The organism is Clostridium sp. UBA1652 (assembly GCF_002320975.1).
Lineage (GTDB): Bacteria > Bacillota > Clostridia > Clostridiales > Clostridiaceae > Clostridium_T > Clostridium_T intestinale.
Map to the genome: position 1 here is coordinate 1 of NZ_DCLI01000061.1, position 24,377 is coordinate 24,377.

Annotated in this window: 25 protein-coding genes; 2 read left to right on the forward strand and 23 right to left on the reverse strand. The window is 31.9% G+C overall.

Translation table 11 applies throughout. The features are described from left to right. Positions 1 to 32: 32 nt before the first annotated feature. From B3N22_RS12200 to B3N22_RS12310, 23 genes are all read right to left on the reverse strand, one after another. Positions 33 to 1,415 (reverse strand): L,D-transpeptidase family protein, encoded by a 1,383-nt coding sequence (locus tag B3N22_RS12200; RefSeq protein ID WP_286907480.1) that lies wholly within the window; start codon positions 1,413 to 1,415, stop codon positions 33 to 35. Between the two features lie 446 nt (positions 1,416 to 1,861). Further along, complete coding sequence (locus B3N22_RS12205) at positions 1,862 to 3,526, reverse strand: FAD-dependent oxidoreductase (protein ID WP_286907482.1); 1,665 nt, start codon at positions 3,524 to 3,526, stop codon at positions 1,862 to 1,864. Positions 3,527 to 3,675: 149 nt separating this feature from the next. Beyond that, positions 3,676 to 4,239, reverse strand: coding sequence for an alkyl hydroperoxide reductase subunit C (ahpC, locus tag B3N22_RS12210; protein WP_286907483.1), 564 nt, complete (start codon positions 4,237 to 4,239; stop codon positions 3,676 to 3,678). 201 nt (positions 4,240 to 4,440) lie between these two features. After that, the gene (locus tag B3N22_RS12215; protein WP_286907485.1) at positions 4,441 to 5,859 is read right to left on the reverse strand and encodes an aldehyde dehydrogenase family protein; all 1,419 of its coding nucleotides are present in this window, start codon (positions 5,857 to 5,859) and stop codon (positions 4,441 to 4,443) included. 18 nt (positions 5,860 to 5,877) lie between these two features. Continuing rightward, on the reverse strand, positions 5,878 to 6,705 hold the full coding sequence (eutJ, locus tag B3N22_RS12220) for an ethanolamine utilization protein EutJ (RefSeq protein WP_286907487.1): 828 nt from the start codon (positions 6,703 to 6,705) through the stop codon (positions 5,878 to 5,880). Between the two features lie 12 nt (positions 6,706 to 6,717). Beyond that, positions 6,718 to 7,356 carry a phosphate propanoyltransferase gene (locus B3N22_RS12225; RefSeq protein WP_286907516.1) on the reverse strand — a complete coding sequence of 213 codons (639 nt, stop codon included), beginning with the start codon at positions 7,354 to 7,356 and terminating at the stop codon, positions 6,718 to 6,720. A 36-nt stretch (positions 7,357 to 7,392) separates the two neighbouring features. Next, positions 7,393 to 7,671 carry a propanediol utilization microcompartment protein PduA gene (gene pduA / locus B3N22_RS12230; RefSeq protein ID WP_286907489.1) on the reverse strand — a complete coding sequence of 93 codons (279 nt, stop codon included), beginning with the start codon at positions 7,669 to 7,671 and terminating at the stop codon, positions 7,393 to 7,395. 24 nt (positions 7,672 to 7,695) lie between these two features. Then, positions 7,696 to 8,565, reverse strand: a complete 870-nt coding sequence (locus tag B3N22_RS12235) for a DUF7973 family transport facilitator (protein WP_286907491.1) — start codon at positions 8,563 to 8,565, stop codon at positions 7,696 to 7,698. Positions 8,566 to 8,586: 21 nt separating this feature from the next. Beyond that, positions 8,587 to 9,786, reverse strand: a complete 1,200-nt coding sequence (gene metK, locus B3N22_RS12240) for a methionine adenosyltransferase (RefSeq protein ID WP_286907493.1) — start codon at positions 9,784 to 9,786, stop codon at positions 8,587 to 8,589. Between the two features lie 28 nt (positions 9,787 to 9,814). Beyond that, positions 9,815 to 10,825, reverse strand: coding sequence for a response regulator (locus tag B3N22_RS12245; RefSeq protein ID WP_286907495.1), 1,011 nt, complete (start codon positions 10,823 to 10,825; stop codon positions 9,815 to 9,817). A 4-nt stretch (positions 10,826 to 10,829) separates the two neighbouring features. After that, positions 10,830 to 12,143 carry a sensor histidine kinase gene (locus B3N22_RS12250; RefSeq protein WP_286907496.1) on the reverse strand — a complete coding sequence of 438 codons (1,314 nt, stop codon included), beginning with the start codon at positions 12,141 to 12,143 and terminating at the stop codon, positions 10,830 to 10,832. Positions 12,144 to 12,207: 64 nt separating this feature from the next. Continuing rightward, positions 12,208 to 13,323, reverse strand: a complete 1,116-nt coding sequence (locus tag B3N22_RS12255) for a 1-propanol dehydrogenase PduQ (protein ID WP_286907498.1) — start codon at positions 13,321 to 13,323, stop codon at positions 12,208 to 12,210. 16 nt (positions 13,324 to 13,339) lie between these two features. Next, complete coding sequence (locus tag B3N22_RS12260; protein WP_286907500.1) at positions 13,340 to 14,689, reverse strand: aldehyde dehydrogenase family protein; 1,350 nt, start codon at positions 14,687 to 14,689, stop codon at positions 13,340 to 13,342. 41 nt (positions 14,690 to 14,730) lie between these two features. Continuing rightward, the gene (locus tag B3N22_RS12265) at positions 14,731 to 14,994 is read right to left on the reverse strand and encodes a EutN/CcmL family microcompartment protein (protein WP_021800765.1); all 264 of its coding nucleotides are present in this window, start codon (positions 14,992 to 14,994) and stop codon (positions 14,731 to 14,733) included. Between the two features lie 31 nt (positions 14,995 to 15,025). After that, the gene (locus B3N22_RS12270) at positions 15,026 to 15,673 is read right to left on the reverse strand and encodes a BMC domain-containing protein (RefSeq protein WP_286907503.1); all 648 of its coding nucleotides are present in this window, start codon (positions 15,671 to 15,673) and stop codon (positions 15,026 to 15,028) included. A 76-nt stretch (positions 15,674 to 15,749) separates the two neighbouring features. Next, positions 15,750 to 16,508: a hypothetical protein gene (locus B3N22_RS12275; protein WP_073018432.1), complete on the reverse strand. Its 759-nt coding sequence runs from the start codon at positions 16,506 to 16,508 to the stop codon at positions 15,750 to 15,752. Positions 16,509 to 16,533: 25 nt separating this feature from the next. After that, positions 16,534 to 16,812 carry a propanediol utilization microcompartment protein PduA gene (pduA, locus tag B3N22_RS12280; protein ID WP_021800762.1) on the reverse strand — a complete coding sequence of 93 codons (279 nt, stop codon included), beginning with the start codon at positions 16,810 to 16,812 and terminating at the stop codon, positions 16,534 to 16,536. A gap of 44 nt (positions 16,813 to 16,856) precedes the next feature. After that, a complete protein-coding gene (gene pduB, locus B3N22_RS12285; RefSeq protein WP_073018431.1) occupies positions 16,857 to 17,648 on the reverse strand; it encodes a propanediol utilization microcompartment protein PduB in 792 nt (263 codons plus the stop codon). 30 nt (positions 17,649 to 17,678) lie between these two features. Then, positions 17,679 to 18,599 (reverse strand): glycyl-radical enzyme activating protein, encoded by a 921-nt coding sequence (locus B3N22_RS12290; RefSeq protein ID WP_083553463.1) that lies wholly within the window; start codon positions 18,597 to 18,599, stop codon positions 17,679 to 17,681. Positions 18,600 to 18,644: 45 nt separating this feature from the next. Next, a complete protein-coding gene (locus tag B3N22_RS12295) occupies positions 18,645 to 21,179 on the reverse strand; it encodes a glycyl radical protein (RefSeq protein WP_073018428.1) in 2,535 nt (844 codons plus the stop codon). A 181-nt stretch (positions 21,180 to 21,360) separates the two neighbouring features. After that, a complete protein-coding gene (locus tag B3N22_RS12300; RefSeq protein ID WP_286907508.1) occupies positions 21,361 to 21,936 on the reverse strand; it encodes a DJ-1/PfpI family protein in 576 nt (191 codons plus the stop codon). A gap of 51 nt (positions 21,937 to 21,987) precedes the next feature. Beyond that, positions 21,988 to 22,446 (reverse strand): EutP/PduV family microcompartment system protein, encoded by a 459-nt coding sequence (locus B3N22_RS12305; protein ID WP_286907509.1) that lies wholly within the window; start codon positions 22,444 to 22,446, stop codon positions 21,988 to 21,990. A gap of 8 nt (positions 22,447 to 22,454) precedes the next feature. After that, on the reverse strand, positions 22,455 to 22,835 hold the full coding sequence (locus B3N22_RS12310; protein WP_286907511.1) for a BMC domain-containing protein: 381 nt from the start codon (positions 22,833 to 22,835) through the stop codon (positions 22,455 to 22,457). Between the two features lie 212 nt (positions 22,836 to 23,047). Here B3N22_RS12310 and B3N22_RS12315 point away from each other — a divergent pair, with 212 nt between their 5' ends. Further along, entirely contained in the window at positions 23,048 to 23,500 is a 453-nt protein-coding gene (locus B3N22_RS12315) for a GlcG/HbpS family heme-binding protein (protein ID WP_286907512.1), read from the forward strand. A gap of 100 nt (positions 23,501 to 23,600) precedes the next feature. Beyond that, on the forward strand, positions 23,601 to 24,245 hold the full coding sequence (locus tag B3N22_RS12320) for a flavodoxin family protein (protein ID WP_286907514.1): 645 nt from the start codon (positions 23,601 to 23,603) through the stop codon (positions 24,243 to 24,245). Positions 24,246 to 24,377 lie beyond the last annotated feature (132 nt).

Below are 24,377 nucleotides of genomic sequence, written 5' to 3' on the forward strand. Positions count from 1 at the left end.
TAATCATTTTGCGACACTCCCTTTATTTCATTCTAATTATATAAAACTATTGGCACTCCAGCTTGTATATTATTATATATAGCACTAGCTAAAGCATATGGAGAGTTTATACATCCATGTGAACCATTTGTTTTATATATGCTTCCTCCATACTCACTTCTCCAACTAGAATCATGTATTCCTATCCCTCCATTAAAAGGCATCCAAAAGCTTACTGGAGCATTATAATCTTGACCTACCAAGCTAGTGTCCTTTTGTTTATATTTCAATTTATAAACACCTGCTGGAGTTCCATAGTTCTGACTTAAGTTTCCAGTAACTACATTTCCATCTGAAATAAGTGATCCATTTTTATAGAACCACATATGCTGACCTGATAAACTTATTTCTACATAAGTATTTCCTATATCATTACTTCCTGATGCTGCTGCTGTTTGCTTATAAGTAGGTTCCTTACTTATAGGATTTCCTTCTTTTATTTTTGGTATTAAATCTTCAATTTCTGCCGAAGTGTAAACTGACCAACCATAATCGCCACCACCAACACTTATATTAGCACCTGATGAAGTTTTAAATTCTCTAGACTTTCCTACAGTTTCATAAGGATAAAAAATACCATCTAAATCTTTTCTCATTTTACCTTCATCAAAAGATATTTCTAAATTTTCATTAACATTAATCCAAGTGTTTATTAAAGATTTATCTATAACTTCTTCACTGTTTTGTATAGAATAGGTAATAGTTGATGCAATATACTTATTAAGAGTATTTTTAGTATCTATGATTTCTTTAGATTTAGCAGTATAGTTAGGTTTTATATAGCAGTCTGCATTTTCTATATTTAAGGTTTCTTCTCCGTTATTAATTGCTTCTACCATTTTATTATACAATACATCTTTATCTACTCTATTCCCATAAATCTCATCTACAATCTCATATCCATTACCTGTATACTTAAAAGTAGCATCTTTTGAATCAGTTATATTTTCTCGTTTAAATAAATCTAACTTATCAATCTTACTTTTTAAAAGTTCATGATTATAAGAAACATCCTCCTTCATTTCACTACTATCCCTGTTTATAAGAGCAAGAAGCCATTTAAATGCATTCTGTTCTTCTTTCAGTTTGGAAACTTGTCCATTTGGTTCGTATTTTAAATCAATATCTGATGCCTTTATTTCTTCAGTTCCTTCAGAATCCTGTAGCTTTAATGAATAAGAACTAAATTTATTCGCTATCTGCTTTTCAGCTTCTTCTACGGTTTTTCCTGATACATCAACTAGATTTATAGTCGATCCAAAATAAAAATGATTCCTAAAATGTAGTGCTAAAGAAAAATATGCCATAAGAAAGATACAGTGTGTAACTATGACTCCTATTGCAATTTTATTATATTTTCTTTTTTCTATCTCCATAGTGACTACCCCCCGTATAATTATACCAGAATTTGTAAAAAATTTTAACATTTTTTTGCACATACTTAAACTTTAAGAAATTTGTAATATAATTATTGTAAAATAAATGGCCACTAACATTGTATGTACAAAAATATTTAATTAAAACAAATCCTACTAAAATTAATCGTAAATTTCTTCAATATATTTAAGTTTTATCCTCGCCATTTTTGGGGCAGTATTCAAAATCTTATTTATAAAAATATTGAGAAAATATAGTTAGATTTTTATTATTGGAATATAGTATAAAAATAATTTCAATAACAAATATTTCAACATAATAATCATTAATAAATTATATCATAAACTAGTAATTTTTTCTAAAGGCTAATTTCTCATAATTTTATAAATTATCAAAAGAGCGATGAAATCCTATTAAATCCTATTTCATCGCTCTTAAATTTACTCTATGCAATTATATCTAATATTTCTTTAACCTTTTTAGCACCAAAATACACTTTCTCATCATTAACTATTATGGCTGGAACACTCATTATTTTATATTTATCTTTAAGTTCTTTAAAATTTGATACATCTATCATTTCTGCTTCAACATTTTCATTTTCTATAGCTATTCTTTGAGAGGATACTACAACATCAGGACATAGATGGCAGGATAATGCTACGCACACCTTAATATTTGTTTTATCACTTATTTTTTTCATATCACTTAATATATCATTATCTACCTGCTGCCCTGGTCCTCCAAGATTATATATAGCTAATATGAAGGAGTTTAATTCATGTCCTCCTGGAACCCCGTGAAATTTTACCCCTCTATAGTTGTTATCTTTATCTAAAAGCGCAACTATTGGATATTTATCTGAATTAATTTTCTTTTCAATATCTAAATTTTGACCTTTATTATATATTTCAGCTTTTACTTTATATCCAAGATCTGCTATATCTAAAACTAAATCTCTAAGCTCAATAGATTTTGGAAGACTTTCATCCACAATTGATACTAATCTAACTTCATCTGTAAGCCTGTCTAATACACCCTTAAGTTGAGTTCTTAAAGCATCATTTAATAGTTTACTTCTCTTTTCTATTTTCCCTAAATCCTTAGTAGTTTCTTCTTTTTTATCATTATTAATCTCTTTTATAGGTTCTTCTTCTTTTATTCCTAATCTCTCTTTTAATTCAATAACATATCTTTCAGCTGTAGTAGCTGCAATAGCTCCGTCTGAAACAGCTGTAACTATTTGTCTCAATTGCTTTGGTCTTAAATCTCCTGCTATATATACTCCTGGTACATTTGTTTCCATGTTTTCATTAGTTATTATATAGCCTGCTCTATCTAATTCTAATACCCCTTTAAAAAGTTTGCTTTGAGGTTCATAACCTACAAAAACAAATACTCCAAAACCAGAATCACCTGATTTCACATTATACTCTGATTCTTCTTTTGTAACATTATTAATAAGTTTTGCATGATTTACTAGCTCTTCTCCAGTTACTTCAAGAAGTTCTGTATTAAATTTAACTTCCACCTTAGGATGAGCTAAAACCTTATCAGCTATAGACTTAGCACAAGTAAACTCTGGTTCTCTAGCTATTACTGTAACTTTAGTTGCATATTTAGTAAGAAACATAGCTTCCTCAGCAGCCGCAAATCCTGCTCCTATTACTAATACCTCTAACCCTTCAAAAAACTGTCCATCACAAGTTGAACAATATGCAACTCCTCTTCCTGTAAATTCTCTTTCTCCTTTAAATCCAAGTTTTCTTGGAGATGCACCAGTTGCTATAACTACAGCTCTAGCCTTAATGTCCCCTCTTTCTGTCTTTAAAACTTTAACATCTTCTTTAAAGTTCACCTCAGTAACTTCTGCAGACATAAAACCTACACCATAATCAGTTGCCTGATTTTTCATCTCTTCCATAAGCTTAGGTCCATTACTGTTTCTAGCTCCTGGATAATTATATATATCATAAGTTTTATTAACCTGTCCGCCTATATCTTCTTTTTCTATTATCAATGTTTTTAACTTTGCTCTTCCTGAATATATTCCTGTTGAAAGTCCTGCTGGACCTCCCCCAATTATAACAAGATCATAAATATTCTCCATACCTTCTACCTCCTATTTTTCTCTATTAATAAATAAGAGTGAAAAGTTACATCAGAAACTCTAAATTATTAGAATTTTCTTAATCACTATTCACTCTTACTAGTAAAGCTTCTTATGTTAACTTAATTACAAGCTTTATGTTAAATTTATTATAGTTTTCCTACTAAATCTAAGCTAGGAACTAAAGTTTCTTCACCTGGTTGCCATTTAGCTGGACAAACTTGATCTCCATTTTCTGCTACGAATTGTGCAGCTTGAACTTTTCTTAATAACTCTTCTGCATTTCTTCCGATTCCATTATCATGAACTTCATAAGCCTTAATTTCCCCTTCTGGGTTAACTACAAATGATCCTCTTAAAGCTAAACCTTCTTCTTCTATCATTACTTCAAAGTCCCTTGCTAGCTTTCCTGTTGGGTCTGCTAACATTGGATACTTAATTTTTGCTATGGTATCTGAAGTATCAGCCCATGCCTTATGAACAAAATGTGTATCAGTAGATACTGAATAAACTTCACAACCTATCTCTTTAAACTTTTCATAGTTATCAGCTAATTCACCTAATTCAGTTGGACATACAAAAGTAAAGTCTGCTGGATAAAATACGAATACTGACCAACTTCCTTTTACTGAATCTAAAGTAACTTCTTTAAATTCTCCGTTTTGATATGCTTGCACCTTAAAATCTGAAACCTTTTTGTTAATTAATGACATTCTCAATCACACTCCATCTTCTAATTAATATTAATTTTCATTTACCTTCCTTATTAATAATAATTATTATTTAATAATTTGTCAACAGTAATTTGGCATATTTTATTAAAATTTTTTTGACAAATTTCTTTTTTAAAGTGAATTAATTCATTAATTTAAAATAACAAAAGGTTGGAGCCTAAAACTCCAACCTTGATATTTTTATCTTATATTGAATGCATCAGCCATAACACATCTGCGTTTTCTGCAGAAGGATTTAGCAGTAGTTAATCCTTCTCCTGTTGGTCCAGCTATAGTGAATGTAGTAGTTCCTTCTCCACCAACACCAATTCCAGCAAAGGAAGGTGCATTTTTAACAAAAATTGTAGTTTCAAGTAGTCTAGCCATTTTTGTTAGCTTATCTACATTTTTTGAGTGCATAATAGCTGTATGTCTGTTTCCATGTTCAGCTACATATGCATATTCAATAGCTTCATCTACATCGTTAGTTCTAACTATAGGTAATATAGGCATCATCATTTCTTCAACTACGAAGTGATGGTCTCTATTTACTTCCATAATTATAACTTTAACACTGTCATCAACATTTATGCCTAGCTTACTTAGAACATATGGTGCACTCTTACCTACAAAAGAAACCTTTGGACCTCCTTTTTCATTTGTAACTAATTCTATTAATTTTTGTATAGTAGCAGAATCTTTAATTTCGTAAGCTCCATTAAGCTTCATATAATGAATTAAATAGTCGCATATTTGATCTACTGCAAATACTTCTTTTTCTGCTATACATGGAACATTGTTATCAAAACTAGCTCCATTAACTATATCTATAGCAGCTTTTTCAATATCAGCTGTTTCATCCACTACAACCGGAGGGTTTCCAGCACCTGCTCCTATAGCTTTTTTACCTGTAGACATTACTTTATTAACTATAGCAGGTCCCCCAGTTGCAACTAACATACGAACCTTCGGATGTTCCATCATAGCATTAGTATTTTCTATAGATGGTTCCTTAACTGTAGTAATAAGGTTATCTGGTGCTCCAGCTTCTTCTAAAGCTTTATTTAACATAGTAATCAATTTTATAGATACATTTTTAGCTCTTGGATGAGGGCTAAAAACGACTGTATTTCCACCAGCTATCATTGAAATTGAGTTACATATAATAGTCTCTGTTGGGTTTGTTGTTGGGGTTATAGAACCTATTACTCCAAATGGACAATACTCAACTAAAGTAATACCATTATCCCCTGTTAAAGCTTCTGTATTAAGGTCTTCTATCCCTGGAGTTTTCTCAGCAGCTATTCTATTTTTTATTAGCTTATGCTCATACTTTCCTATTTCTGTTTCTTCAACAGCCATTCTTGAAATAAGTTCTAGATTCTCTCTTTTCAATATGGTGGATTTTATAGTGTTTACGTATTTTTGTCTATTAGCCATAGATGTGGATAATAATTGTCTTTGCGCAACATGTGAAGCCTCCACAGCTTCATTCATTGAATCAAAGATTCCATAACTTTTTAAAGAACTGATTTCATTAAAGGCTATCAAATTTTTACTTTTTGCTTCTTCTATTGCTTGTCTAACTAGTTTTTCAACTAAAGTTGCATCTATACTCATTTATTCTACTCCTCTTTTCTAAAAACTTTCACCTCTATTACAATTCATTGCGATACCCAGAGGCGTCACAAGTAAAGGTTCATTAAACTTTATAGTTTTAACTCCTATTTGCTTTTCAAATACATCATTAAATTCACTAAAGGATGATGCCCCTCCTACAACATAGATTTCAGACACGTCATAATTATCTAAATATCTCTTTACTATTGATGCCATTTTTTCTACCACAGGTTTAATAATAGGGAAAATTTCTCTATCCTTTTTAGGATCTTTCTTAATCTTCTCTGCCTCTTCAATAGAAATACCATAATATCCAGCTATAACTAGAGTCATATGGGTTCCTCCTGTTGCTTCATCTGCAGTAAAGATTACCTCACCATCTTTTAGAATACTTATTCCAGTGGTTCCTCCACCTACATCTACAACAGCTCCATTTTTAATATCAATAACACTAGCAGCCGCAGTAGGTTCATCAACAACATTTATGACCTCAAAACCTGCTGCCTCTACAACATTGGATATACACTTTATATTTCCTTGAATAATACCAGGTGGTATAGCAGTAGCTGCTTCTAATAACTCTGTACCAATTATCTTCTCAACCTTATCTTTTAATTTTCTTAATATATTTATGGCTCCTACAAAATCAACTACAATACCATCCTTAACTACAGTAGAAGGATAAGTTGCCCCTGCGATAGGTAGATTATTTTCATCTACAACAGAGACTACTATATTAGCTGTCCCTAAGTCCACTCCTGTTTTAAGCTTTCCACTAAACTTATTACACTTATCCTCTGCTATTAGTTCAGAAAAAATTGTTAACTTTTCATCATTTATGACCATTGCCAGCGCTCCTTAAATTTTGCGTAAAATAACAAAATCATTATTTTTTAAAGAACATGCATTAGCCTCATCTACATCTACATGCATTTCTAAAGAATACTTATCAGAAACACGAATTAAAACATTTCCTAAAACACCTTGTCTCTCTCCAAAGGTTTCAACTTCTACAACATCCTTATCTTTAACACCTATTTTCATAGCTTGCTCTGGTGTCATATGGATGTGCCTTAATGCAATGATGGTCCCCTGAGGTATTTGTACGCTCCCCTTAGGGCCTATAATCTCAAGTCCTGGGGTATCTTCTAATTGTCCAGATTCTTTTATAGGAGGTCTTACTCCTAAGCGAAAGCTATCTGTCATAGAAATCTCGACCTGACTCTCATCTCTTATAGGTCCTAAAATACGAACATTTTCAAATTCTCCTTTAGGTCCTCTTATTGTAACCGTCTCATTAGCAGCAAATTGTCCTGGTTGTTTTAAATCACCTTTTTTGGTTAGATTATATCCTTCACCAAAGAGTTTATCTAAGTCCTTTTGGCTAACATGTATATGTCTGTTTGAAACCCCAATAGGAATTTTATAACTTTCTAATTCCTTCATCTTATCAGCAACTATTTTTGTAATCAGTTTTACAACTTCTTCTGTCTCCATTTTCATCAACTCACTCTCTAGCTATTTTACGAAAAACTATATTGTTTTAGGCAAAATTTTCTCTGTGTCACTGTGAGGTCTAGGAATAACATGTTGAGATGCTACCTCTCCAACATTTCTTGCTGCTGCAACCCCTGCATCAACTGCTGCTTTAACCGCCCCTACATCTCCACGAACCATAACTGTTACTAGTCCTGAACCTATTTTTTCATATCCTACTAAAACAACATTTGCTGCTTTTGTCATAGCATCTGCTGCTTCTATTGCACCTACTAATCCTTTTGTTTCAACCATTCCTAAAGCTTCATTACTCATAAAAAAATCCTCCTTATTATTTGATTAAATAAATACTGCATTTATTATAAACATCATTATGAATATTGTTGTAGCTGGTGGATCTATATATGTGTCGCAATGACTATTAAATATATTTCCAGCTATTAACCAAACTACTGCACAAATTACTCCAATAATAACTCCTAAAAAGATATTACCAGTCATAATAGTTACAGCTGCAACTGGTAGCGTAATATGATGGGTTACTGGCACACCAAATCCCATCTGTAAAAACACTAATGATGTTGCACTTATGCCAAAACATACTATTGGGTACATAGCCATAGCAGTTGCTGGAACTCCTGAGTTAAGCATAGATATCCCAACTCCACTTACAACTATAGCTACTGTTACTCCAAGTACTATGTGATTAATTAAAGTTTTTGCACTAGGCAACCACTGTCTAGACCCTTCTCCTGTATATTTTCCTACAGGTCCGGTCTTTCCAAAAACCAATCTTGAAACTATTAAGGTACTAAAAACAGATATTGCTGGAAGGTCAGTATTGAATTTAAGAAGAGTACCATATAGGTAGTGAAATAGAAATCCTATAACTCCAAATATTCCTCCCATGATTATTACTGTGTAATCATTGATTCCATATAATGGAGTTAAAACGTCATTTGCATTCTCCAAAGTCTTTCTTTTATTTCCTGCAAAAGCTGCGGCAGCAACTCCTCCAGTAAAAGCTATATGTGGTCCTAAAAATGAACCAAACGTTATATTACCAATTGAAGGTTCCGCAATACCTGCAAGTCCCAGTAATCCCCCTACTATAGCCAATATACCCGTCAGTATAAAAGCAGGTATAGATCCAACTAGAGCTCCAAAAGCTCCTCCCCCAAATGCCGCTATCAGCATAAATATATCCATATTATCCACAACTCCTAAATCTTATTTAAAACTATCTGAAATACATTTTTTTGCTTTTTCTTTTAAGATTTGAACTTTATCAAGTTCTTCCCACCTAAAGTTTTGGTCTCCCCTTCCAAAATGTCCATAGGCAGCTGTTTTTATAAATTGTGGCTTCTTTAAATCTAATTCTTTTAGTATATTTGAAACTGAAAATGAAAAAGTATCTTTTACTATTTCATTAATGTAGTTAACTTTTATGGTTTCAGTTCCAAAAGTATTAATAGTTATTGCCTCTGGCTCTGGTAAGCCTATTACATAGCTTAAAGATACTTCAACCTTTTTAGCTAATTTTGCAGCAACTATATTTTTAGCTACGTATCTTGCCATATATGCTCCAGAACGATCTACCTTAGTAAGATCTTTTCCAGAAAAAGCTCCACCACCATGTTTACCTACTCCTCCATAGGTATCCACCATTATTTTTCTTCCAGTTAATCCAGTATCACCAGCAGGTCCCCCTATTACAAACCTTCCTGTTGGATTAATGTGTATTTTTGTATCATATTTAATTAAATTACTATCTATAACACTATGAATTACATCATACTCAATTACATTTCTCATGTAATCATAATCAATTCCATCATCATGCTGAGTAGAAATAACTATACTTGAAATACCTAGTGGTTTACCATCTATGTCATATTTCATTGTAACCTGAGATTTACCATCAGGTCTTAACCAAGAAACTCCACCTATTTTTCTAAGTTCTGCAAGCTTCATGGTAAGTTTATTAGCTAAGTCGCAAGTTAATGGCATATAACTATCAGTCTCATCAAAGGCATAGCCATACATAATGCCTTGATCTCCTGCTCCTAGTATTTCTTTAGATGAATTGTTATTTTCTTCTATTTTATCTACACCTAAAGCTATATCTGAGGACTGAGTATTAATATTTGTGAATATTAAACAGGACTTATAGTCAAATCCCAAATCCTCTTTTGTATATCCAATATTTTTAACCACTTCTCTTGCAATATCGACTACATTAACTTTAGCATTTGACCTTACTTCTCCTGCAATCATAATAGTATTCTTAGAAACCATAGTTTCTACTGCAACTCTTGAATTAGGATCATAAGCTAAGTAAGCATCTAATATTCCATCTGATATTTGGTCGCAAATTTTGTCCGGATGCCCTTCTGTAACAGATTCTGATGTAATAAAATATTCACTCACCTGTTTATCACCTCCTTGCTTTGAGACTTTATAACATTTTCTTATACCTATAAACTGTTATATTCTCATATTTCTTAAATACTTTACTAAAGTAACTACTTTCGTTATATCCAAGTTTAAATGCCACATCTGTAATACTCAAATCTGTAAAGCAAAAGTAGCTTTTGGCCATATTTATTTTTCTCATATGCAAGTATTCCATTACACTTACATTAAATTGTCTTTTAAAAATTCTGCTTAGATAACCTTGACTTACCGAGCAATTGTTTATTATTTCATTTAACCCAATGTCTTCCTCAATATGATCTTCTATATAATCAAAAACCGTCTTAAGCAAACTATACTTTTTAATACTATTTTGTTGAAAAACATAATTCATGACTTTAAAAAGCCAAAATTCAAAATATCTTTTTTCCTTAAGTTGAAAATTATTAATAGGAAAAAGCTCTTCTATCTTTTCTATTTCATTTTTTGATAAACCTATAGAATCCATAAGTTCTTTTCCTATAGTCATGAAATTTTCCTTTAAGAGCTCTAAATCTGTAACATCCTTATCATATATAGAGTCTACTATCTTAGGGATTTCATAGTATACCTTCTTGAAATCCTTTTCTTTAATAATTGAAAATATCTTATCTGACTTGTCTTCAACTCCATTTAAATTTTTGACTTCCTTTTCAAGTTTATAGTTTTCTAATAAAGTTTTTATCTGCTCAAAAGATACTGGCTTTGAAATATATGCCTTTACCTTTGATTTTAATGCTTCAATAGCAAAATCAAAATTATCATATGAAGAAACTATAAATATAATAGTATTTGAATTATGTGCATATATCTTTTTACTGCACTCTATACCTGATTCTCCTGGCATCATAATATCCATAAATACAATGTCTATACTATTACTTTTACATATTTGAACAGCCTGCTCTCCGTTACCTACAGAATATACAACCTCAAAACCATCTACCTTTGATATCATAACTTTTAGAGCCTGCCTCATTAGCGGCTCATCATCTGCGATCAACACACGATACATTTATCTAGACATTCCTTTCATTAAACTTTATTGGAAATCTAATTATACTTTTGGTGCCCTTACCTTCTATATTTTCAATAAAAGCATCGTATTTTTCACTAAATAAGGTTGTGAGTTTTTTCCTTGCATTCTCAATACTAATCTGAATAGATTCCCCTTCATAGCTACCTTTAAACAATTTAAATTTCTTAGCTATTTCCTCACTACTAAACCCTGAACCATTATCAGAAACACTTATAACAACATCTTCATTTTCATAGTAAGCCTCAATTTCAACTTTACCACCTTCATTTTTAGTTGCTATCCCAAAATAAACAGCATACTCCACAAAAGGTATAATGACATGACAAGGTATTCTTTGCATATTCATCTTTTCAGATATGTTTATTGAATAGTCTAATAAATCTCCATATTTAATCTTTTGAATCCTTAGATATTTTTCAACATTTTCAAATTCCTCTGATAAATAAGCATAACTTTTTGAATGTGCTAAATTCTGTTTTAAGTATTCAGCAAACATTATTATCATTTCATTAGTTTTAGGTGAATCTTCAATAGTAGATAAATTTGAGATTGAATTTAAAACACTTACTAAAAAATATGGATTTAGTTGTGCTTTTAAATTTATTAATTCTATATTCTTTAATTCATTTTCTATTTCTAATTGTTTATTAGAAATAGCTAACTCCTCTACTTGCTTTTTCAAAGAACTTTTTTGTACTAATCTATATGCCTCTTTTTCTCCTAATTGATTTATAATTAAGGATATTAAATCTGCTACACTCATAAACTTCTCATATTCATATAAAGGTGTTTCATTAAACAATTCCTGTTTATGACTATCTTCTTTATAGTTTTGAGAATGCTTTATAACGTTGCTAAGTTCACTTACTTCTGATGGTGCATCTAGACATCTTACTTGTCCACCAATGAAACCACCAAGATAATGCCCTCTAACAATAATTGGTATTGCTATTTCCAATAATCCGCAAGGACAAAAGTAAACACTATTTTTTTGTGTAACTGCTGCTTGAATGGCTCCAAAAGCATCCGAAGATTTGCATACACAGGCAGCATCTTTATTTTTTCTTATTTCACAGCAGAAATTTGTAAATGATGTCATCTTTGTAATAGGTTCTCCCTTATAATCCACTGTAACAAAAGCTAAACCTGTTGCTTTAGATATCTTTTCTTGAATGTCTTCTAACTTCTCTTTCCCAAACAAGTTAGCAATATTAAATTTACTGATTATTGCTTCATCTATTTCCTCGTTATCAGCAAAGTTTTCAAATTTTCCTCTATTGTAGAATTCATTCATTTAATCCTCTCCTTTATACACCATAAGAATACATATACATATATTCTATCATGTTAAGGTAAGGTTAGTATACTGATTCTAATATCATCTCAATTTCAAATTCTGACACTTCTCTAGGGTTTGCTGAAGTACACCCATCTTTAAATGCAGCTTGTGACATTTGACTCTTTGCTTTTTCAAATTCATCCTTATCCACACCACATTCTTTTAAGCTCGCTGGCATCTTCATGATTCCTTTAATAGTTTTAACATATGTTTTTAAAACTTCAACTGCAAATTCATCTGTTTGAGTTTTTTCGACCATACCTGTTTTGTAAGCGAGTTTAGCATACTTTTTCAAGGTTTTTGAATCCTTGCTGTTATAATCTATTACAGCTGTTAAAAGTAATGCATTTGCAAGTCCATGAGGAACATGAAATCTACCACCTATTTGATGTGCGATACTATGATTTATACCAAGCCCGGATATATTAAATGCCATACCTGCTATATTTGATGCTTCGTGCATCTTTCCTCTAGCCTCAAGGTTTTCTCCTTCTCTATAGCACTTTATTAAAGATTCCATAACAAGCTCTACAGCCTTCTCTGCTAAAGCATCTGAATAAACATTAGCTCCTTTTGCAACATAAGCCTCTATTGCGTGGGTTAAAACATCTATTCCTGTATTTGCTGTAATAACAGGTGGTACAGAAACCGTTAGATTTGCATCTAAAATTGCCTCATCTGGCAACATATAATCATCAAAAATTATATGTTTAGTTTTTGTTTCTGTATCAGTAATAACTGTTGCTGAAGTTACTTCAGAACCAGTTCCACTTGTTGTAGGTATTGCTATAAAATTAACTTTACCAATAAACTTCCTATCTTTAGCAAAGTATATTATTGCTTTAGCTGTATCTATTGCAGAACCTCCACCATAAGCTACTATAACCTGTGGATTAACTTGTTTACTAATGGCAACTCCCTTACCCACAACATTTAAAGGTGGATCTGGAACAACCTCATCAAAAATTGAAATCTTATTACTACTGTGAATGAAACTTAACACTGAATTTAAACTTCCGTTTTTAACAAGGAATCCATCACATATTATCCAAATACTACTGTCCCTAAATTGTTCTAAATGCTTTAATGAATTTTCGCCTGAATAAATTTTTGTTTTTATATATATACTTTTCAAAGACTTCCCTCCTGTTTTAACGGATTGAAAAACCACTTGTCAAAGAACAACGCCTTCTTCTTGCAAAATGTCTCGCTGTAGTAGTGCCTTCTCCTGTAGCAGTAGCAATAGTAAAACTTGTATCCCCCTCACCGTTAACTCCTATACCTACTAAAGATGAGCCATTTTTCACAAACACTGAGGTCTGCATTTCTTTCGCTGCAATATTAAGTCTATCGATTGATTGAGAATGTATAGTCGCTGTATGTCTAAATCCTTGTTCTATTTCAATGGCTGTAGCTAATGCCACTTCAAAATTCTTAACTCTTATTAAAGGAATAAGAGGCATAAGCATTTCTACTGTAGCAAAAGGATGTTGCTTTATTGTATTAACAACTATAAGTCTTATATATCTATCACACTTTATACCTGCTTTCGCTAAAATCTCATTTGCACTTTTACCTTCTAATATTTTATTTAATGTTATGTCGTTGGTTAAAGTCGCACGTGTAAGCTTAAGCATTTCTTCATCATTATTAACATAATAAACATCATTTCTTATAAGCTCTTCTACTAAGGAATCTGCTATACAGTCCACCACAACAATACTCTTTTCAGATGTACACATAATGTTATTATCAAAAGAAGCTCCCTTTACAATATCTCTTGCAGCTTTTTTAATATCAGCAGTTTCATCTACAATTGTAGTTGGATTTGCAGGTCCCGCTCCAATGACTTTCTTTCCTGATGACATCGCTTGTCTTAAAACATTATTGCCGCCTGTAGTAACAATCATAGAAATATCCGGATGGTTCATAATTTCATCTGTGCAAGTTATAGAAATTTCATTTAAAGTTACAACTAAATTATCAATTCCACAGGTCTCTCTTATTGCTACGCTGATTATTTCTGTAACATATTTAGATACATTAACTGCTCTTGGATGAGGACAATGAACAACTGAATTTCCTGCTGCAATCATTCCAATAGTATTACTAATTAATGTAGCACATGGGTTAGTGCATGGATGAATAGCACAAATTACACCGTAAGAAGACAATTCATATAAGGTCATACCATTATCCCCTGTTTTTACTTCTGTGATTAGATCTTCTACTCCTGGAGTTTTGTTTATTGCTAAAGTTAGTTTCTGAATCTTATCCCCCACGTTTCCCATGTCAGTTTCCTTAACTGTCATATAAGCAATTTCTTCTACTTTTTCTAAAAGTTTTTTCTTTACAGCATCTATAATCTCCTGTCTTTCATTTAAAGTCAGTTTATTATATTGGGTATACGCACCTAAAGCAGATAAAACAGCATCATTCACAGAAGGAAAAACTCCACTTTTTAACTCTTTTCTATTAAAGAAATTATATCCTAATTCCATGGTAGCCTCCTTTCTAAGTTGTTAAATAAGTACCCTGATGTTTATACATCAATGGTATCTATAATTCCAATGATGGCCATATCAATAGCAACCTTATGTTTTTGATCATTTACTCGAACCGCTGAACCTTTGCATAATAGCACATAATCCCCTATTCCAGCTCCAACATAATCAGCTGCAACTTCTTCTGAATCAATAAATTCACCTTTTGCATCTATTTTTTTAACAACCATTAGTTTATATCCAACCAATGATTCATCTTTTCTTGTGGCAACAACATTACCAACCACCTTTGCCATATACATGGTATTACAGTCCTTTCCTAATTAGTAGTTTTTAAGCTTTATCATCATCATCCTTTTTAGGTTCTTTCTTTTTTCTACTATTTTTCTTGACCTTCTTTTCCTCTGACTGAGTATTTTCTGTATTAGGCGTTTCTTTTTCTTCATCTTTTTTTTCTTCTTCAACAATAGATTTATTAGTTTCTTTTGATATATCTATAGAAGTTTGAACAACTTCTTGTTTAGGCTTTTCTTCTTTAACTTCCTTTAACTCTTCTATTTCTTGAGATTTTTTCTCTACCTTATTTTCTAGCTCCATTATTTTAGGTTCAGAGCTAGCAACTTCAACTATCTTAAAATCTGAAGTTTTTTCAGAAACTTCATTTTCTAATGGATTGTCTTCCTCTTTAGGCTTTGTCTCTTCTTTCTTAGGCTGACAAAAGGTACCTTCTATATAATTTGAAGGTCTTGGAATCACTTTAGCAGAAACAAAAGCATTGTTTTCAAGAGCAATTTGCCTTCCTGCTGTTACAGCTGCATTTACTGCCCCTACATTTCCTGAAATCTTAATAGTCATGTATCCAAGTCCCTTTGTATTTTCAATATCTATTATATTGACATTGGATGTTTTAACCATTGTATCAGCAACCAAAACTGCAGTTGATAGTCCTCTTGTTTCAACCAAACCTAATGCTTCTTTCATCTTGTCACCTCACTTTAAGTTTATTTAATTTTCATAAAACACGGATAAATCCGCATTTTATGAAAATCATTGATTCTTATAGCCCTTTTCTTACAATTTCAATATTTAAGCTACGAGCTTTATCCTTAGCCATCTCTGTAATAATATCCCCAGGTTTTAATACTATTTTGTTATACTCTTTAAGCGTTTCAATTTCATATTCTGTAATTATTTGCTTCCCTGTGCATTCGTGTGTAGTGTGTGTGTGTGTGACTTTTTCATTTACAATTGAGAAATTTTTAGAACTTACTTGGAATATATCATTAGTTATTTCTACATCAAATTCCAACAAGGTTCTATAATAATCTAATATCTTATTTCTATATGCTACAGGCTCTTTACCGCTAAATTTTTCAAGACCAGATTGTATTAAAATTATTTTTTGCCCTTTTTCCATGCTATTAAAAATCCAATTCGTTTCAAATGTATCTCCAATACATAGCGCGGTTTTAGCTATAATGGTTTTCGATATTGTTGGAAACACTGTGAGGTATTCATCTAAGTCATTTACGTTGACTTTGTCTCTAGAAATTACCTCTTTACAGAACTTAAACTGCTTTAGAGTATTTATTAAAGACTCATTACATACTTCTTCTGGAACTATGGCATAAGCTTCATATTCATTTTGTTTATCTAAATCTTCAAAAAAGGTTGAATACTTTTCATTAAATTCTTCCGTAAAAATAACATATAGTTTCTTTTTAGGAACAATAATATTTTGCCTAGAGCTTTCGGATTGAAATAATTCTATGACTCTATTTACTAATTCTTTGAGTGTTTTTTCATCTATTTCCATCCTATACCTCCTGCTCTATTATCTTCTATACAAATTTAGGAAGAATTTTTTCAGTGTCTGTATGTGGACGAGGAATAACGTGTATAGATACTACCTCTCCTACTAATCTTGCAGAAGCTGCTCCTGCATCAGTAGCTGCCTTAACAGCTCCAACATCTCCACGAACCATAACTGTTACTAACCCTGAACCTATTTTTTCATATCCTATTAAATTAACGTTAGCTGCTTTAACCATAGCATCTGCTGCCTCTATAGCTGCAACTAATCCTTTTGTCTCAACCATTCCTAATGCATCTGAATTCATATATATGCCTCCTTAAATTTTAGGTAATCCTTATTTTTATTTTCTTAGATATATGGTGTTGTAGATGACTTAGGTTCATCTCCTAAAGCCCCTAATAGTTTCTTACCAACTTCTATAGATGCTCTAACAGCTTGTCTAACAGCTCCTGAATCACCGCTGAAAGTTAATATAACTTCGTTTGAGTAACTAGTTCCACCACCTGGTGAACAATATCCAACTACATCAACATTTGCAGCCTTAACAGCAACATCTGCTAAAACAGTTCCTATAGCAGCTGGTCCTGCACAAACCATACCAAAAGCTTTTCCAAGTGGAGTTCCAAAAGCTTTTTCTAAGCAGTAACTTGCTCTAGCTGTATATTGGAACTCTAAATGTCCTGCATCATTAGCATAAACATCTCCAAAATACTTATCTAAACTTGCAAGAGCTATTTCAACTGCTCTTCTAGCATCTGAAACATCATCAGCTCCTATATAAATTAAACTTCCGTGACCTGCACCGCCCTTAGTATCTCTTGCCAGTTCAACAGAAATTACTTCTGTGTTTGTAGCCTTTACAGCATCATCTACTGCCATTATTTGTGGACCTGCGCCAGTTCTACCACCTATAATTCCTATAGAACGATATTTACCTAATTTCATAACATCTGTAAGTAAAGGGTCTACGCTAGCAATAACTAATCCAATAGTGTCACCAATTGCAGTACCTACAAATTCTGTAACTCCTATTCCAGAAGTTTTGCAGCTTTCTTTAACCTCACTTTTTTCTTCCTTTAGAGGAATTCCTAATTCACTAGAAACCTGTTTCATTACTTTTTCGATCAATTGTTGATCCATTTTAAATCCTCCATCCTTAAAATATAATAATTAGCCACCAATAACACACTTAATTCCTTGCTCTTCTATGATTTTTTGAAGTTTTTCAACCTCACCTAAAGCAAAAGCTCTTGTCTTTTTCATAAGATAATCTCTTCCAAGCAAATCATACTTATTTTCGCCATAAGTGTGATATGGTAATAAATGAACTGTATTAATATCATTAAGTGTTTTAACATAGTCACAAAGTTCTAAAATATCCTTCTCACTTGAGTTAAAATCAGGTACTAAAGGTACTCTAACTACCATTTTGGTTATTTTAGAAACCAGTTTAGCATTTTCTAGAATCTTTTCATTTGGAACTCCTGTATATTTTTTATGCATTTCGCTATCTACACTTTTTATATCCATTAGCGCTAAATCAATATAAGGAAATACTTCTTCAATAGTTTCTGTATTTGCATAAGCTGTAGTTTCTATAGCTGTATGCCATCCTTGCGCCTTACAAGCTTTTAATAATTCTCTTGCAAATTCTGACTGAACTAAAGGTTCTCCTCCAGATAAGGTAATTCCGCCTCCTGAACGTCTATATACTATAGCGTCTTTCTTAAGCTCTTTTATAACCTGCTCTACAGTCATTTTTTTACCTTTTAAAGTTAAAGCACTTGTTGGACACACATTTACACATTCACCGCATGCTGTGCAAATATCTCTATCTATAAAGTTCTTGTTATTAGGATTTATAGCACCTAACTTACATGCTGAAATGCATTTTCCACAATGAATACAATTCATTGATTGATACATTAAAACGGGTTTTAATTTTTGCGATTCAGGATTGCTGCACCATAAACATGATAAAGGACATCCTTTCAAAAATACTATGGTACGAACTCCTGGTCCATCGTGTATTGAAAATCTTTGTATATCAAACACAGTTCCTTCAGTTCTATAATTAATCGTATTCATTATGCTCATCTCCCTTAACCTTATAAAACTTATAAGGGATTTTTAAGATTATAGTGTGTGTTCTGTACGGCTTATAATATCATCTTGCACTTCTTTTGCTAGTACTACGAATTGAGCACTATATCCAGCAACACGAACAACTAGATCTTTATATTTTTGTGGATCTTTTTGAGCTGCTAATAATGTTTGCTTGTCTATAACATTAAATTGAACATGCATACCTTTATGATCAAAGTAACTTCTTACTACAGATGAGAAGTTTTGTAATCCTGTATCTCCAGCAACTGCTGATGGTAAGAATTTTTGATTATAAAGAGTACCATTAGAAGCTACGAAGTGGTCTAATTTAGCAACTGAATTTGCTGCTGCTGTTGGACCTGAATGGTCTTTTCCTGATCTTGGTGATACACCATCTGCAAGTGGTTTCTTCGCTGGTCTTCCATTAGGTAATGCTGCAACATCTTTACCAAACAATACGTTTGCAGATACTGGGTAGATTCCTGCTTGGAATTGACCTCCACGAGGATTTGTGTATTTTTCTACTTCAAAGCAATATAATTGAGCACATTTACGTGCAACCATATCAACTTCATCTATATCATTTCCGAAAGAAGGAGTATTATCTAAAAGTCTTCTTATACTTTCAAAATCTCCTGAAACTTGAGATTGAGATGCTTTAAATCCAGAAATAACTTGATTTTGGATATCAGCTAAATCTATAGACCCAGCATTACTTAAAATCTTCTTAACTGCTTCATATATTTGCATTTCAGTAGCATCCATAGTGCTAGTACTTGTACATGCAACAGTTTCTTCACAAGCGCCAAAGTTAGCATCTAATGCGGTTTTAAGTTGTTCCATTGTTATAGTATTGTCTTCAAATACATGTTTTTGTATTGCATATACAGAGTCTCCAGTATCAGCAACTCCAAATGCTTGAGGACCAGTAAAGTTGTAGATTGCTCCACCTTCTTGAACTGATTTACCTCTTCCTATACAATCATCAACCATAGCTGATAAGAATGGAAGTGGTGCTCTTTCTGCATGAGCATAATCAACACAGTTATCTGCTTCAACTAGGTAATAAACGAAATATTCCATTTGTTTCTTAAATGCCACATAGAAATCATCTATACTCTTAAAGCTTGTCATCTCTCCAGTAGCAGGGCCTAATTGCTTATTTCCTACCTTACCGTTATTCAATGTAATTTCTAATACTTTTGCTACATTAAAGAATGCTGCATCATGCCAACCTTCTGTCTTATTTGGACATTGAGGCTCAACACAACCTATAATACAGTAGTTACGTGCATCTCTAAGAGAAACTCCTCTATTTACTAATGAAGGTATAATAACTTCATCATTGTACATAGCTGGAACCCCTAAACCTAATCTAGCTACTTCACAAGCTCTTAATAAGAACTCATCTGGAGTACCTTGCCATACACGGATAGAGAAAGATGGTGCTGGTAACTTAACATGTGCAGTTGCTTCCATACACATATAAGAAACTTCATTTGTAGCATCTAATCCTTCTTCATTTTGTCCACCAACACAAAGATTTTGGAACACTGCATATCCTGCAAATGCTTGAGCTGATATTTCATCACGAGTTTTATTTATGTCATTAAGTTTTATCCAAATACAGTCAACTAGTTCTTGAGCAAACTCTTTTGAAATTCCTTTATCAGCTTTTAAGTATGGATACATGTATTGGTCAAAACGTCCTGGTGAAATTGAATGTCCGTTAGACTCTATTTGAACCATTATTTGAATAAACCAGAAAGATTGACACGCTTCATAGAAGTTACTTGAACCGTTTTCAGGAACTTTATCACAGTTAGCAGCTATTTGTAAAAGCTCAGCTTTTCTAGTTGGGTTTAATTCTACTGTTGCCAATTCTCTAGCTTTATTTGCATATCTATGAGCAAAGTTAATTGCTGCATTATAAGAAATAATCACTGCATTATAGAATTGTTGTTTCTTTATATAGTCAGGATCTTTTTTATCCATTCTATTCATTGCTTCAACTACTTCAGCAATAATTCCTCTAAAACCTTTCTTTAATATCTTGCCATAATCAACACATATATGACCTACTCCACCATAGAAATAGTTTCCTACAGTAAATACTCCGTTAGACATACAATCTTTAGCTTCTTGAGACATATAAGAATCTGCAAGAGCACTTGTAGTCTTTCCTTCCCAATAGCTAAATGCTTCTTCTAACTCTCTAGCAGTTTCCTTTGGAATCTCAAATGGGTCTGCAACTCTTGTAGCCATTGTATCAAATTCTTTAGCCACCCACTCATATGAGAATTCTGGGCATATTTCAGTTGAACGTGGATTTTTAGTAATAGCACCTACTACTAACTCATCTGGACGAATAGTAACAGGTAAATTGTTGAATATTTTTTCTACAGCTTTAGCACGTCTTAATATAGGAGATAAACCTTCAGTTTCTTTATATGACTCTGTTACAAGCACCGCTCTTTCTGATTCTACATATGGTGTTGCATCAACAATCATTCTTTTTAATCTTTCTACTCTTTCAGTTGGTTTTGAAAATCCTTTAGATATCAATTTAATTCCTCCTTTAGAATTATAAAAACTTTTTTCGTGCAACCTCATTATATAGTACACGCTCAAAATCCATGTAATACTTTTCAAACTTAAATATTGTAAAATTAAAACTATGTAAAAATTAAAAAAAGCACAAAAGTAACTTAATATAAATTACTTTCATGCTTAAAAACTATCAAAATTATAATTTTATTTTAACCTCTAAAAGCTTAAGAAAATCTCTTAATATAGTAGTATTACCAGGCCATGCTGGAGCTGTTACCAAGTTCCCATCTACAATTGTTTCATCTGCATTCTTATCTATAAACACACCACCAGCCATTATAACTTCTGGTTTTATTGCATTATATGCAGTTAATCTTCTTCCCTTTACAACATCAGCTGCTGTTAAAATCTGAATTCCATGACAAATAGCAGCTACAGGCTTATTTAGTTCCATAAAATATCTTACTATATCTATAACTCTTTTATTAAGCCTTAAGTACTCAGGTGCCCGTCCCCCTGTTATATAAAGACCATCGTACTCTTCAAGTTTTAAATAACTAAAAGAACAGTTAAGTAAAAAGTTATGACCAAGCTTTTCACTATAAGTCTGATCCCCTTCAAAGTCATGAACCGCAGTTTTAATATATTCTCCTTCGGTTTTATCTGGACATACCACATCTACTTTAAATCCCACCATCTCTAATGCTTGAAAAGGTACCATCACCTCATAATCTTCTGTATAATCACCTGCCAACATCAAAATTTTTCTCATTTTCCCCTCCTTATTCAAAGTTTGTAAAATTTAAACCTTTTCATTGTAAATTTAAAACTTTTTATCCCAAGGAAGTATATCTCCATCTTCCTTTAAATAGTCTATTAGATTAGCTATTCCATCACCTGTGTAGGAACTTATATGAAAAATTTTTTTACAGCCTGCAAGTCTTAACCATTCCTCTGCTAAATCTGGTCTAGAATCCTTTTTATCTATTTGAGTTACAATTCCAATAATCTCTCTAGTTGCACCAGCAGCTATATTAGGACTATATAAAGAATATTCTTCAAGAGAACTCATAAGAAGTCCTACAATATCAGCCTCATATGAATATAATATTAATGCCCTAGCTAAAGTTCTATTTTCTGCATATTCTCCTGGGGTATCTATAATAACATCAAAATTATTAATATACTGGGTTTTGTGATAGCTTATTTCTTTTCCCTTCAAAGCTTGAGTTAATGTAGTTTTACCAGCTCCAGTTCTTCCTACAAACATAATCTTTTTCATTTTGCCACCTACGCTTTAGTTACATTACAAACATCAAAATCTAAAGTATTTTGTGCATAACTCAAAATAGATTCTAAAGCTATAGACACATCCGATATCATTCCTGTGATAATTAAAGTTCCACTAAATCTATCAATAAAGCCAATATCTATAGCAGAAGTTTTAATTGCAATATCTGCTGCAATAATAGCAGTTTCACTTGGAGTAACAGTTAATATACCTATCGCTGCCCTATTATAATCAATCTTAGGATCTAATCCAAGCTTTTTGTATATTATAGAATCAGGACTTGCTATCACATGAGCCATAGTTATTTGTTTACCTGGAACAGTTTCTTGTATTATTCTCATTAAATCTGCTTTATTTAATTCAATATCTTTTAATCTCATGATTATCCCCCTAGTTTACAATATCTGATAATTAATATGGTAACACATCCACTAAAAACATTAATAACACTATTGTAACTAAAATTAGGTAAATTTAAGTCTTGGTTTTAATTTTACAAATTATAAATTTCTAATTTACCTGTATAAAGATAATGCAAATTATATAATAGCTTTATGGTAGATAAAATTTATTTAATATAGGAGTTATTTAAATGATTAATGAAGATATGGTAAAAAAAATAACCTCAGACTTAGTTAGTTCATTAAAACCAAATAAACTTACCTTAGATATAGCCAAAAAATTATTAGATAAAGCTGAAAATAAAGCTAAAGAAATAAATATTCCTGTAGTTATTACTATAGTTGACGAGGGTGGAAATTTAATTGCTCAACATAAAATGGATGATGCTCTTTTAATAAGTGTTTCTTTATCTCTAAATAAAGCATATACTTCCGTTGCAACAAAAATGTCAACTGAAAATCTATCAGAACTTATATTACCTGGAAAGCCTCTCTATACTTTAGAAAACATAAAAAATATCACTGCAGTAGGTGGAGGAATTCCCATTATTATAAATGGACATATAGTTGGGGCTATAGGGGTTAGTGGTGGAAGTGTTGAACAAGATATTCTTATAGCTAAATCTGCTCTAGAAGAAATATAGGTGTTTTAAGGATTGTATATAAACTTAATACCATCCTTTTCTTACTTTTGATATAATTGTGTTAAAGTTAAACTATATTTTTGAGGAGTTGATTTTAAACATGAAAATTCTTGCTATTAATGGTAGCCCAAGAAAAACTAAAAACACAGCTACTTTATTAAACAAAGCCTTAGAAGGAGCAAGTTCTGTAGGTGCCCAAACAGAATTAATACATTTATATGATTTAAATTTTAAAGGTTGTATTAGCTGTTTTGCTTGTAAAAGAAAAAATACAAAATTTATAGCTAGATGTGCTATAAAAGATGATTTAACTGAGGTTTTAGAAAAAGTTTCTAAATGTGATGCCTTAATTTTAGGTTCTCCTATATACTTTGGCAATATTACTGGAGAAATGCAGTCCTTTTTAGAGCGTTTATTATTTTCTAACCTTTCCTATAATGAGGGTTCACGATCAGTATTCCCTAAAACAATATCGTCTGGATTTATTTATACTATGAATGTTCCAAAAGATTTTATAGAAAAAATAGATTATGATGTTTTATTTAATAGATATAAGGGCAGCCTTCAAATTCTTAATGGAGAGTCAGAATATTTAGTTTCTGCAGATACCTATCAATTTGACGATTATTCTAAATATGAAGCCACTAAATTTAATGAAGTGCATAAAGCTAAAATAAAAGATGAACAATTCCCAATAGATTGTGAAAATGCCTTTAATCTTGGAGTTAGACTAGCAACAAGCTAATGCATTTTCTGAAGATTAACTTAAAGAAATCTTATAACTTTTAGGTTATAGTTTAGAGGCTATAACCTTCAAAACCGCATTAACACTATATATAGTTATATAGAAAGATATATATCTATATATATTCCTAAG

Excerpts from the sequence above, each read along its gene's own strand:
- ahpC (WP_286907483.1), bottom strand. The coding sequence starts at position 4,239 with ATGTCATTAATTAACAAAAAGGTTTCAGATTTTAAGGTGCAAGCATAT.
- B3N22_RS12235 (WP_286907491.1), bottom strand. The coding sequence starts at position 8,565 with ATGGATATATTTATGCTGATAGCGGCATTTGGGGGAGGAGCTTTTGGA.
- B3N22_RS12225 (WP_286907516.1), bottom strand. The coding sequence starts at position 7,356 with ATGGAGACAGAAGAAGTTGTAAAACTGATTACAAAAATAGTTGCTGAT.
- B3N22_RS12215 (WP_286907485.1), bottom strand. The coding sequence starts at position 5,859 with ATGAGTATAGATGCAACTTTAGTTGAAAAACTAGTTAGACAAGCAATA.
- B3N22_RS12200 (WP_286907480.1), bottom strand. The coding sequence starts at position 1,415 with ATGGAGATAGAAAAAAGAAAATATAATAAAATTGCAATAGGAGTCATA.
- B3N22_RS12265 (WP_021800765.1), bottom strand. The coding sequence starts at position 14,994 with ATGTATATGGCAAAGGTGGTTGGTAATGTTGTTGCCACAAGAAAAGAT.
- pduB (WP_073018431.1), bottom strand. The coding sequence starts at position 17,648 with ATGGATCAACAATTGATCGAAAAAGTAATGAAACAGGTTTCTAGTGAA.
- B3N22_RS12310 (WP_286907511.1), bottom strand. The coding sequence starts at position 22,835 with ATGAGATTAAAAGATATTGAATTAAATAAAGCAGATTTAATGAGAATA.
- B3N22_RS12270 (WP_286907503.1), bottom strand. The coding sequence starts at position 15,673 with ATGAAAGAAGCATTAGGTTTGGTTGAAACAAGAGGACTATCAACTGCA.
- eutJ (WP_286907487.1), bottom strand. The coding sequence starts at position 6,705 with ATGGTCATAAATGATGAAAAGTTAACAATTTTTTCTGAACTAATAGCA.
- pduA (WP_286907489.1), bottom strand. The coding sequence starts at position 7,671 with ATGAGTAATGAAGCTTTAGGAATGGTTGAAACAAAAGGATTAGTAGGT.
- pduA (WP_021800762.1), bottom strand. The coding sequence starts at position 16,812 with ATGAATTCAGATGCATTAGGAATGGTTGAGACAAAAGGATTAGTTGCA.
- B3N22_RS12245 (WP_286907495.1), bottom strand. The coding sequence starts at position 10,825 with ATGTATCGTGTGTTGATCGCAGATGATGAGCCGCTAATGAGGCAGGCT.
- B3N22_RS12305 (WP_286907509.1), bottom strand. The coding sequence starts at position 22,446 with ATGAAAAAGATTATGTTTGTAGGAAGAACTGGAGCTGGTAAAACTACA.
- B3N22_RS12300 (WP_286907508.1), bottom strand. The coding sequence starts at position 21,936 with ATGAGAAAAATTTTGATGTTGGCAGGTGATTATACAGAAGATTATGAG.
- B3N22_RS12320 (WP_286907514.1), top strand. The coding sequence starts at position 23,601 with ATGAAAATTCTTGCTATTAATGGTAGCCCAAGAAAAACTAAAAACACA.
- B3N22_RS12315 (WP_286907512.1), top strand. The coding sequence starts at position 23,048 with ATGATTAATGAAGATATGGTAAAAAAAATAACCTCAGACTTAGTTAGT.
- B3N22_RS12250 (WP_286907496.1), bottom strand. The coding sequence starts at position 12,143 with ATGAATGAATTCTACAATAGAGGAAAATTTGAAAACTTTGCTGATAAC.
- B3N22_RS12205 (WP_286907482.1), bottom strand. The coding sequence starts at position 3,526 with ATGGAGAATATTTATGATCTTGTTATAATTGGGGGAGGTCCAGCAGGA.
- B3N22_RS12260 (WP_286907500.1), bottom strand. The coding sequence starts at position 14,689 with ATGGAATTAGGATATAATTTCTTTAATAGAAAAGAGTTAAAAAGTGGA.
- B3N22_RS12275 (WP_073018432.1), bottom strand. The coding sequence starts at position 16,508 with ATGGAAATAGATGAAAAAACACTCAAAGAATTAGTAAATAGAGTCATA.